The sequence below is a fragment of the Nostoc sp. C052 genome, from assembly GCF_013393905.1.
Lineage (GTDB): Bacteria > Cyanobacteriota > Cyanobacteriia > Cyanobacteriales > Nostocaceae > Nostoc.
The window spans coordinates 1,483,653-1,495,826 of sequence record NZ_CP040272.1 but is presented as its reverse complement, the minus strand read 5'-3'; the positions used below and the strand labels follow the sequence as shown (position 1 = coordinate 1,495,826).

The window sequence follows — 12,174 nt, the reverse complement described above, 5'->3', positions numbered from 1 at the left end:
GAATGACTAGCAGCACATTTGAATTCCTTTATCAACTAAGAAGTTTGAGGATTAACTTAGAAACTGATGGCGATCGCTTGCGCTGTCAGGCACCGGAAGGGGCGTTAACTCCAACGCTACGCCAGGAAATCGCCCAACGTAAAACAGACCTGATTTTATTATTACAAGAGGCAAAGCAGCTTAAAACCTCCGAGCAGTTGTCAATTCAACCCGTACCACGCGATGGTGAGCTACCGCTATCTTTTGCCCAACAACGACTCTGGTTTATCCACCAGATATCACCCGATAGTACTGCTTACAATATGCTGGAGGCTTTGCGGCTAGATGGTTCACCCAATATAGTTGCATTAGAACAGAGCCTCAGTGAACTTATTCGCCGCCACGAGGTCTTAAGAACCACTTTCCCTACGGTAGACGGAAAACCAATCCAGCGAATTGCCCCAAACACTGCCTTAACTTTGCCAATCCATGATTTGCAGGGGTTATCCATTGAAGAACAAACTGAGCAAATTCGACAAATAGCGAAGTCTGTTGCATCCGCACCCTTCGATCTAGCTGTTGGGCCATTAGTGCAATTCACCCTACTGCAACTGAGTAACCAGGAGTATGTACTGCTGTTGAAGATGCACCACATCATCTACGATGGTTGGTCTTTGAACATCTTTTTCCAAGAATTATCTCAACTATACAAAGCTTTCAGCCAAGGATTACCCAACCCACTAGCTGAATTACCCATCCAGTACGCCGACTTTGCAGTTTGGCAACGCCAATGGCTAACTGGCGAAGTCCTCGATCGCCAACTCAATTACTGGCAAAAACAGTTAGTGGGTGCGCCTGGTGTACTAGAACTACCTACAGATCGACAACGTTCCCCAGTTCAGACCTTCCAGGGTGGAGTTGAGTGTTTTCAACTGGATCGCGACCTCACGCAACGCCTGAAACAATTGAGCCAGGAGTCAGACACAACCCTGTTTATGACCCTACTGGCAGCTTTTTTGGTCTTACTCTCTCGTTACAGTGGTCAGTCAGATATTGTTGTTGGCTCCCCGATCGCTAATCGTAACAGTCCCGCCATCGAGCAGCTGATGGGATTTTTTGCGAATACCCTAGCATTAAGGGGTGATCTTTCTGGAAATCCCAGTTTTGCAGACTTTTTAGCGCAAGTGCGGCAAACCACATTATCAGCATACTCTCATCAGGACTTGCCCTTTGAGATGTTGGTAGAAAAATTACAGCCAGACCGAGATTTGAGTCGTAATCCTCTGGTACAGGTGATGTTTTCCCTCCAGAATGCTCCACAATCTGCTGCTAATTTGCCAGGTTTAACTATTCAGAATGTGCCGTTACCACTTGATGTAAAAGTCAGATTTGACCTGGAAGTAAACTACTGGGAAGTTCCAGGAGGTTTGGAGGGCGTTTGGTGTTATAACACTGATTTATTTGATGCCACTACAATTACTCGCATCGGCCAACATTTTCAAACTTTACTCAAAGCAATTGTCGCTAATCCCAAAGCGCGAATTTCGGAATTAACACTGTTGAATCAAGCAGAACGTCATCAATTGTTGGTGGAGTGGAACAATACTCAAGTCGATTATCCTTATGATTTGTGTATTCATCAGTTGTTTGAGGAACAGGTAAAGCGTACACCCGATGCCGTGGCAGTGGTATTTGTAGACGAGCGCAGCGATGCTTCTCGCAGAGTAAATCAACAACTAACTTATGGTGAGTTGAATAGTCGCGCTAACCAGTTGGCGCATTACTTGCAATCCTTGGGTGTGGGAGCAGATGTACTAGTTGGGTTATGTGTAGAGCGATCGCCTTTAATGATTGTGGGCCTACTGGGAATTCTCAAGGCGGGTGGGGCATATCTGCCACTTGACCCAGAGTATCCGACTGAGCGTTTAAGCTTTATGCTCCAAGATGCTCAAGTTTCAGTCATATTGACCCAGCAGCAACTCGCTGAAAAGCTTCCACAGCATCAAGCACAGCTTGTTTATTTAGATACTGACTGGCAGTTGATTGCTCAATCAAATCAGGATAATGCGATTGCTGATGTGCAAGCAACTAATTTGGCTTATGTAATTTATACCTCTGGTTCAACTGGTCAGCCTAAAGGAGTTGAAGTTATTCACCGTGGCGTTAATCGTCTTTTGTTTGGAGTGAATTACGTTCATCTTGATGCAACCCAAAGATTTCTACAGATAGCCCCAATTTCTTTTGATGCTTCCACGTTCGAGATTTGGGGAGCTTTGTTGCATGGTGGCAGATGCGTTCTTTTCCCCGAAAGTATTCCTACTGCTAAAAGTCTCAGGCATGAAATCTACAAACATGGGATTAATATTTTATGGCTAACGGCTGCTTTATTTAACTCCATAATTGATGATGACCCACAAGCCTTATCAGGAATTGAACAGCTACTAATTGGTGGGGAAGCACTTTCGGTTGCTCACGTTCAGAGAGCTTTAGAAACTCTGCCATTTACGCAAATCATTAATGGGTATGGGCCAACAGAAGGCACAACTTTTACTTGTTGTCACCCTATCCCTAGACAGATTGACGCAACTATAGAGTCAATTCCTATTGGTCGAACGATCGCCAACACGCAAACCTACATCTTAGACAAATATCTGCAACCGGTTCCTATGGGTATGCCAGGAGAACTGTATATTGGTGGTGCAGGATTAGCACGAGGCTATCTCAACCGTCCAGAGTTGACTAATAAGAAATTCATTTCTAATCCCTTCGCTCAAGGCAGGGGAACAGAGGGGCAGAAATTCTTCCCAGTCCCCAGTCCCCGACTTTATAAAACTGGGGATTTAGCACGCTATTTACCTGATGGCAATATAGAATACTTAGGACGCATCGACAATCAGGTGAAAATACGCGGCTTCCGCATCGAGTTGGGAGAAATTGAAGCCGTTCTGAGCCAACATGATGATGTGCAAGTATCTTGCGTCATTGCCCGCGAAGATATCCCAGGTGAAAAGCAGTTAGTCGCATACATAGTGCCGCAAAAAGAGGTGAAACCCACAGTAAGCGTTCTGCGCCAGTTTCTTAGCAATAAACTACCTGCATACATGGTTCCTTATGCTTTTGTGATGTTGGATTCCTTGCCACTAACACCTAATGGTAAAGTAGACCGTCGCGCCTTGAAAGCACCTTCTAACACCAGTAACTCAGACAAATTTGTTGAACCTCGTAACCAATTAGAACTGCAACTCGTACAAATCTGGTCAAAGATTCTTAAGGTTGACAAGGTAGGAGTACAAGATAACTTTTTTGATCTTGGTGGTCATTCCCTTTTAGCTTCCTATGTAATGTCTCAAATTAAGCAGCACTTTGGTAAAGATATTCCTTTAATCACTCTTTTTCAAAATCCAACTATTGAACAATTGGCAACAATTGTACAGAAAGACTCAGATTATTCGAGTTCATCTTGTTTGGTAGCAATTCAACCTTATGGTTCAAACTTACCTTTCTTCTGTGTTCCCGGAGCCGGTGGCAAACCTTTCTATTTCTATCATTTAGGGCGTCATTTAGGAGCAGACCAACCATTATATAGTTTTCAAAATGAGCTATATCTATTTGGAGAATCAGAGCCAGTTACCCGAATTGAGGATATTGCTAGTAATTACATTAAAGCAATGCAAGTTGTTCAACCGCAAGGGCCATACTTTTTGGGAGGGCATTCTTATGGAGGTAACGTAGCTTTTGAAATGGCCCAGCAGTTGGTTAATCAGGGGTATAAGGTAGCTCTACTTGTCGTGATTGATGCTTCAGCGCCAACTTATAAAGATAAGCTGATGCTGATTGATTATATTAATTGGGATGATGCTAGGTGGCTAGCTGAGGTAATCAAGGGAGTAGAAGTTTTTTTGGAAAAGAATATCGATCTTTCTTATGATACCCTCCAATCTTTGGCTGTGGAGGAGCGACTAAAATACGTTTTACAGCATTTAAAAACGGTTAATATGATGCCTCCAAATGCTGAAACTACGCAGCTTAAAAATATGGTACAAGCTTATAAAGCTAGCTGTCTATGTCTAGTTGATTATGTACCACAACAGATTTATCCAGAGCAAATTACACTTTTACGCGGTAACGAGGATCTTCCAGAAAACCCTGATAGTGAGTTATATGATGCAAGTTTTCAGGATTCAGACTTAGGCTGGAGCAATTTTTCTAAGGAACCAGTAGATATCCATTTTGTATTAGGCAACCATATTACGATTATGGCTGAACCTCATGTCCAAGTTTTAGCCGAAGAGTTGAAAGTTTGCATCGAAAAAGTGCGGGAGAAATCAATTAAAAATTAAAAAACTCCTGTCTCCTCTTTCGCAATGAGCAATGATCAATGACTAATAAAAACATCAGATTAAAAATGGATAGAAGCGAATATATCAGTAAGTTTGACAGTTTAATTCTAAATCCTCCGATTAGAGAGTTCTACGGTCAAAAAGAGTTTTTCAATGTTGGCTATTGGCAATCAGAGACTCATAATCAAGAGGAAGCCTGTTTTAATTTGATGGAAAAGCTTTTAGACTTTATTCCAGAAAAGCAGGGAAATATCCTTGATGTTGGCTGTGGTTTAGGAGCAACTACTAGTTATCTACTCAAATATTACTCGCCTGCTGACGTTCTAGGCATTAATATTTCTGCCAGACAAATCGAAAGAAGTACAGTTAATGCCCCAGGTTGCAAATTCATTTGTATGGATGCTGTGCAGATGGAATTTGAAGATGATTTGTTTGATAACATTATCTGTGTTGAGGCAGCTTTCTACTTTGATACAAGAGCAAAGTTTCTCAAAGAAGCTTGGCGAGTATTGAAGCCAGGAGGCAATCTGATCCTCTCTGATATCATCTTTGAAAATACACAGCATTTCGGTGATTGGATTATTCCTGAAAGTAATAATGTCAGAGATATTCAGGAGTATAAAAATCTTTATCAACAAGTAGGATTCCAGCAGGTAGAATTTGTGGGCGTGACTGATGAATGCTGGCTCAAACACTATCGATATTTAAAATCTTCGATTGAAGAGGAATTTAAAGCCGGAAAGATTGATGAACAAATCTATCAGACAAACGTGGTTGGCATAGATGGCTTGCTAGATTCTTCATCGATAGATTATTTTTTGGTTTCAGCCAAGAAGCCGACAAAAGTACCATCACACAATTTTTGATTTTAGATTTTGAATTAATTCTCGCGTTTAAATTTTGAATCTTAAATCCAAAATCAAAAATTTAAAATCTGTTGATATATATTTCATACTTCACGAGGCAAAACAATGGTTAAGTCGCTATCAGGTAAGAAAGTGGTGATTATTGGCGAAAGCTCAGGGCTTGATCTGGCGATCGCTAAAGCAACAGCAGAACTAGGGGCATCGGTGGTGATATCAACTCCCTCACAAGACAAGTTGAACCAAGCAATAGAGCCGCTTTCTGGAGAGATTGCAGCGATCGCAGTTGATATTTTGAATGAGGATTCAGTCAATGCTCTATTTGAGAAAGTCGGAAACTTCGATCATTTAGTTGTCACATCTGTGGGAGACAGAAATCTGCCGCGATCGCTTTTTTCTGAGATGACAATAGAAACGGCTCAAGGCGCACTAGAGAAATTCTGGAGAGCGTTTTTTGCTGTCCGTGCATCGCTGAAAAATATCGCGGCTGACGGCTCGATTACCCTAACTTCCAGTGTCTCTATCTTCAAAACTTCAAAACTGGGTGGTATTTCAGTGGTATCAGCCGCCAATGCTGCCGTCGCGGTGTTTGGGCGATCGCTGGCGTTAGAACTCGCACCAATTCGAGTCAACGTCATTGCCCCTGGATTAGTGGAGGATACAAGTGTATTGAGCCATCAAAGTGAGTCGGAACGATCGGACTTGACAAAGTGGGCTGAAACTGCATTGCCTGTACAACATCTTGGAAAACCAGAAGAAGTGGCCCAAGCAATATTAAGTTTGCTCACGAATCCCTATATCACAGGGGTGATTTTGCCTGTGGATGGTGGAGTTCTCTTACTGTAATCACAATACTAATTGGTTTAGCTAGACGGATAAAAATTTCAGTTTATTTCTAAAATATGCCAACCCAAGTTGTTCAAGCTCAACCCGCAACCAATGCTTTTTCAGGTTTTATTCAATTTTGGGAGGATGTCAGAGCGATCGCAGGGCCTTACTGGTATCCAACAAAGGCAGGTGAAAGAGCATTCTCAGACGTGATTCGTTCATGGGGAATGCTGATTCTCCTAATATTACTAATCATTGCCCTTGTCGGTATGACTGCTTTTGATAGTTTTGTTAGTCGCTATTTGGTCGATACTCTTATTCAAGAAAAAGATTATTCTAAGTTCATTAACACTTTATCAATCAATATTGTTGGGCTTGTCTTAGTCACACTTTTAGTAGGATTTTCTAAATTTGTCAGAAAAAAAATCGCTCTTGATTGGTACAAATGGCTAAACAATCAAATTTTAGATAAATATTTGAGCAATCGTGCTTATTATAGAATTAACTTTAGATCCGATGTTGATAATCCAGATCAACGCCTATCCCAAGAAATTGAACCTATTACCAGTAGTGCTTTGAGCTTTTCAGCTACTTTCCTGGAAAAAGTGCTGGAAATGACGACTTTTTTAATAATTGTCTGGGTAATTTCCCAAGAAATCGCTTTAATTCTGCTTGCTTATACGATTGTAGGCAATTTTATTGCTGTCTACTTAAATCAAGGATTAAATAAAATTAATCAAGAGGAACTCGAATTTAAAGCTGATTACAATTATGCACTAACTCATGTTCGCAATCACGCCGAATCAATAGCTTTTTTTCAGGGAGAAAAGCAAGAATCAAATATAATTCAGCGCCGATTTAGTAATATTATCAAAAATGCTGAACGCAAGATTAATTGGGAGAGAGGTAAAGAAATTTTTAGTCGAGGATATCAAGCAGTTATCCAAATATTCCCCTTTTTAGTACTTGCACCGTTATATATTAGAGATGAAATTGATTTTGGACAACTTGGACAAGCTGCTTTAGCTTGTAATTTATTTGCTAGCGCTCTTGGACAATTAATAAATGAATTTGCGACTTCTGGACGATTTTCTAGCTACACTGAGCGTCTAGCTGAATTTTCGGATGCTTTAGAAGAAGTGACTAAGCAACCCGAAAAAGTGAGTACGATTAAAACAATAGAAGAAAACCATCTCGCTTTTGAGCATGTCACTTTACAAACGCCCAACTATGAGCAGGTGATCGTCGAAGACTTATCACTTTCTGTTCAGAAAGGAGAAGGTTTATTGATAGTTGGCCCTAGTGGTCGAGGTAAAAGTTCTCTGTTGAGAGCGATCGCAGGTTTGTGGAATGCGGGGACTGGTCGTCTGGTGCGACCTCCCTTAGAAGAAGTCTTATTTTTGCCCCAACGTCCTTACATAATTTTAGGAACTCTGCGCGAACAATTACTCTATCCCCATACAAATCGTGAAATGAGCGATCGAGAACTTGAAGCAGTTTTACAACAAGTTAATCTGCAAAACTTGCTCAGTAGAGTCGATGGTTTTGATACAGAAGTTCCTTGGGAAAATATACTCTCGTTGGGAGAACAACAACGCCTTGCATTCGCACGACTATTAGTTACTCATCCTAGCTTCACTATATTAGATGAAGCAACCAGTGCTTTAGATTTGAATAATGAAGAGAGTTTATATCAACAGTTACAAGAAACCAAAACAACATTTATCAGTGTTGGACATAGAGAAAGTTTATTTAATTATCATCAATGGGTTTTAGAACTATCACAAGATTCTAGTTGGCAACTTGTAACCGTGCAGGATTATCGCCTACAAAAAACCAAAGAAATTGTCACTACTCCCTCTAAAAATTATCAAATTACAATAGATAATTTTCCGAACAATGAATCCAAAGCTCAACTAGAAACAGGCGTAGCAACAGTCACAATTGAAGGATTTTCTCATAAAGAAATGCAGATATTAACAGACTATTCACCTGCCAGTATCAGAAGCAGAGGAAGTCTTGGTAAATCCATTACTGGCAAGGATGGCTTTACCTACCTCTATAACAAAGACCCTAATGTGTTGAAATGGGTGAGAATTTAAAAGTTAATGACTCATGTTTTTTAGGTAAAGAATCTAATGATTTTACCTAAAAAATCAGCAGAATCTTTAACCATAAATAGAGCAAAAGTTAATGCAATTTCGTACTTTCAAATATTTTCATTATTAGGTATAGAAAATGACAATAATCTTTGTAGATAAACAAGAATTAGCCAAACAAATAGTCCAAAATATTGAGCAAGATGAAATTGCCATTGCTGTCAAAAAACTGCGTCAACAGGCAACAAACTCTTGTGAACTTCCTCCAAATTGGCTACTCAACACAGCAGATGCTTTAGAAAATAACGACTGGAGTATCTTGTCTGAAGGCTTTATCAATATGGATTTTATTGGTAAAAATGGCTATTTTTTGATTGTTGCACCTTACCAAATAAATCGACAATGCCAACATAAGGTTGCTTTAAGCGCAATTTATGGGAAAATGCACGATAACTCTCAGCCATCTATTGAACAATTAGAAAATTTGAGTCGTGAAAAATTTGGAACACTAGGCCAAGCAATTCCCAGAAATCTTTCCTTTACTGAGATTGCTAGTTGTGGTAATGTCAGTGGTGAAACTAGCGAAGCCTTCATCGTCCCGAATGGATGGTTTTTTCCTAACAGTGTTTGTGGCCCAGCATTAAACAATGCAAGCGAACAGCGACGACGTTTTTTAGGTTCTAGCCGCGAATGCATTCAAAAAGTATTTGAACATGAAACAGCTAATTTACTATTAGGCCCTTTAGAAGACGAAATCAATAGTGAACGCTATCGTCATATAGACACTCAAGTTCATGAAGCCGGACATGCAAGCGGTTTAGGATTTGACTTCAAGGTAAAGCAAAATCTTTTCCAAAACTATGCCTATGGTGGTGTAGAGGAATGGCGAGCTGATAGTCTAGGGTTTGAGTTTGCAGCCTGCATTTTACCTGCCCAAGAAGCTGGGAAGTTGGTAGCTGTCAATTTCTGTATTCGCTTTGGTTTAGATGCTCACCGCTTAGGAGGCATAGAAAAAGATACGGATGTATATGCTAGCCTGATCAGCTTAGAATATCTTTTTCAAAATGATGCCATATACATCACTAAAAAGGGTCAATTAGCTTTGCGTAATTTGAGTTATCCAGGTTTACTTCAAGCTGTGGAACTCCATCGCGCACAAGCATTATCTCTTACCCGAAGAGAGTTAAACCTTAAAAGTCCTACAGGTATTTTCTATCTATACAAAATAGACATTCACCCATCAACTCAATCAGTTTTTCAGGGGCTAGTTATGGAACGCTGTCAAGGAATTTGGGCACAGTTGCAATAATGGGTTTCCCCCTATTTTTAGCGTTGTTGTACAAACAGGGGGAATATTAAAATAATTCGTAATTAAGTTTTGTAAAGGAGATTTTGTCCATTTAACTGTCTTAACTGTCTTAACTGTCCATTTAACTGTCTTAACTGTCCATTTAACTGTCTTAACTGTCTATTTAGATTGTTTTACCTGCTATTGCATTTTCTTGATAAAGCTGAGATTATTTGAGAGTCTAGATTAAGCAAATTGCAATACTACTCGTTTTGTGCGTTTTTAACTCGTAATTGAGTTTATCTTATAGGTTAAAGGTTTTATTTCCCTTTTCTCCTTAACCGACAAGTATTGAAGTATGTTGTTTAAATGTTAAAAAAAAAGCTAGTTTATTTAATGCAAAAAATAATCTTTGGCTCTACAAAAATTACTAAATTCCTATAAATTGCTTAATTGACACAAAAATCCGTTTAACAGAGGTCGTTCAACAGGTTTAGTAACCAGCTATAGTTTTTATAAAAAACTTATCTTCTATCTATTGCATTTATTAATTACGAATTACGTTAGCGAGTTATTGAGCGTCATTAAAAATTATCTTACTTTGGAGATTAAAATCTTGTGACAAACCAGGTCTATAGCCAATCAGTTCTAACATTTGATGGTCAAAATGATTACATAGATTTTGGCAAAAACGATTTTGCTGGTGTTTTTGCTCAGGGAAGTTCAGCCTTTACGATTTCAGGATGGATAAATCCTCATCAGCTAACAGATAAAGCTACTACTTATGGAACGCGCAATGTTTTTTTTGCCCGTTCTTCAGATCGATATAGTGATAATTTTGAGTTCGGCATCAGTGAATCAGGGAACCTAGATGTATTTATTGATGAAACTATTGAGAAGAAAATTAAAACTTTTGGTACTGAAGAATTAACTGTTGGGCAATGGCACTTTTTTGCCATTGTTTTTAATAAAGGTCAACTGAGCATATATCTTGACGATCATGAATATTTTAGCCATTTTACAGGTGACTCTCTAAACAAAGCAACTAGTTCTGTGACTCTAGGCGCGACTTTACACAACAACGTATATTTCACAGGCCAATTAGCTAACATTAGCATCTGGAATTATCCCTGCCCTCCAGTGGAAATCCAGAGGCATCGTTATCAGCCTCTAGTTGGAAACGAACAAGGATTAGTCGCTTACTGGGCATTAAATGAAGGACAAGGAAAAACTGTAAAAGATCAGACTGTAAATGGCCATGATGGAAACTTGCGTGGGAATCCGAATTGGGATTTAGCACAACTTCCATTTGGGATTACACAATCATCGAACGAGAGTGAGAGACAAGATCAGTCAGCGAGTAGTGCCGAGGAGGGAAACGCTACGGAAACTGTCGTGCTGGAGGAAGAAAGTCAGCCCGTTGAAGTAATTGCTGTCAGTGAAGCTGAGTTGCAGCAAGCACCCTTTGAAGTTCCGCTAATTTTAGAAACTGGTGTCCCAATCCAAGCCACAACTGTAAACCCAAAGGCTAAAAAAGGGACGAAAAGACAGAGCGAAAAATCTGCAAATATTCAAACTACGAAGCCAAAAGAAGAGAAATCTGAAACAGTCGCAGTAAATATCCAACAGCAAGAACAACCACAAATATCAACTCAGGAGCGATCGCAAAAAACTATGACTACGAAAGCTAATCCCAAATATAAAATCCTTGCTATTGATGGCGGCGGTATTCGGGGCATTATTCCAGCCCTGGTACTAGCAGAAATTGAAAAGCGGACACAAAAGCCGATTTTTAGTTTGTTCGATTTAATTGCTGGCACTTCTAGCGGCGGAATTCTGGCACTCGGATTAACCAAACCCCGATTGAATTTAGATTCCACTGATAGCCCACCTACCGCCCAATACAGCGCCGAGGATCTCGTCCAAATATATCTTGAGTATGGGGCTGAGATATTTTACGAGCCATTCTGGGAACAAATACTCGGTCAGCTAGAAGATATATTTATCCAACCAAAATATTCTTCTGAAGGCAGAGAAGAAATCATCAGACAATATTTTGGCGACACTCCTCTAGAAAATAATCTCAAAGAAGTTTTCGTAACTAGCTACGATATCGAGCAGCGAATTCCCATATTCTTTACCAACAAAATCGAAAAACAAGAGACAGAATCGAAAAGATTTCGCAAGTTATCTTCAGGTTTTACCCTCACAGATGCGGCATTGGCAACCAGTGCAACTCCGACTTATTTTGCTCCCTATCGTGTTGCAAGTTCTCATAATAGCAATGGTTTCTATACTTTAGTCGATGGTGGAGTAGTTGCGAATAATCCCGCTAATTTGGCTATTTTAGAGGCACAAATTAGTAGACAAGAAAACAAACAAGTTCTGAATACAGAAGATATCTTGGTAGTATCCCTTGGTACTGGTTCCCTGACGAGTATCTACCCTTATGACGAAGTTAAAAAATGGGGACTATTGCAATGGGCAAAACCGTTGTTAAATATTGTGCTTGACGGTGGCAGTGAAGTAGTAGCTGGAGAATTAGAACGGTTGTTTGAGGCTAATAATAAAGGTAAGCAAACTTCTTATTATCGATTCCAAACGTTCTTAAAAACTGAACTCGAAGCTATAGATAATGCCAAACCAGAAAATCTGAGGCAGTTACAAACTTTAGCTAACACACTCATTCAAGAAAAAAGTAAAGAGATAGATGAGTTGATTAGTATTTTATTAGCCTAAATTCTGAGCTTTTCTGAATGATAATGGAGTGAAACCAG

At 39.7% G+C, this 12,174-nt stretch carries 6 protein-coding genes; all 6 read left to right on the top strand.

Features of this window, described 5'->3' with window-relative positions:
* The first annotated feature begins 2 nt into the window (after positions 1–2).
* The 6 genes from FD723_RS06140 (at position 3) to FD723_RS06115 (ending at position 12,136) form a co-directional block, all read left to right on the top strand.
* Positions 3–4,319 carry a non-ribosomal peptide synthetase gene (locus FD723_RS06140; protein WP_179064525.1) on the top strand — a complete coding sequence of 1,439 codons (4,317 nt, stop codon included), beginning with the start codon at positions 3–5 and terminating at the stop codon, positions 4,317–4,319.
* 38 nt (positions 4,320–4,357) lie between these two features.
* Positions 4,358–5,185 carry a class I SAM-dependent methyltransferase gene (locus FD723_RS06135; protein WP_256875089.1) on the top strand — a complete coding sequence of 276 codons (828 nt, stop codon included), beginning with the start codon at positions 4,358–4,360 and terminating at the stop codon, positions 5,183–5,185.
* 105 nt (positions 5,186–5,290) lie between these two features.
* A complete protein-coding gene (locus FD723_RS06130) occupies positions 5,291–6,028 on the top strand; it encodes an SDR family oxidoreductase (protein ID WP_179064524.1) in 738 nt (245 codons plus the stop codon).
* Positions 6,029–6,084: 56 nt separating this feature from the next.
* Positions 6,085–8,112, top strand: coding sequence for an ABC transporter ATP-binding protein/permease (locus tag FD723_RS06125; RefSeq protein WP_179064523.1), 2,028 nt, complete (start codon positions 6,085–6,087; stop codon positions 8,110–8,112).
* Positions 8,113–8,248: 136 nt separating this feature from the next.
* Positions 8,249–9,418: a DUF6014 family protein gene (locus FD723_RS06120; RefSeq protein ID WP_179064522.1), complete on the top strand. Its 1,170-nt coding sequence runs from the start codon at positions 8,249–8,251 to the stop codon at positions 9,416–9,418.
* Between the two features lie 597 nt (positions 9,419–10,015).
* The gene (locus tag FD723_RS06115) at positions 10,016–12,136 is read left to right on the top strand and encodes a patatin-like phospholipase family protein (protein ID WP_179064521.1); all 2,121 of its coding nucleotides are present in this window, start codon (positions 10,016–10,018) and stop codon (positions 12,134–12,136) included.
* Positions 12,137–12,174 lie beyond the last annotated feature (38 nt).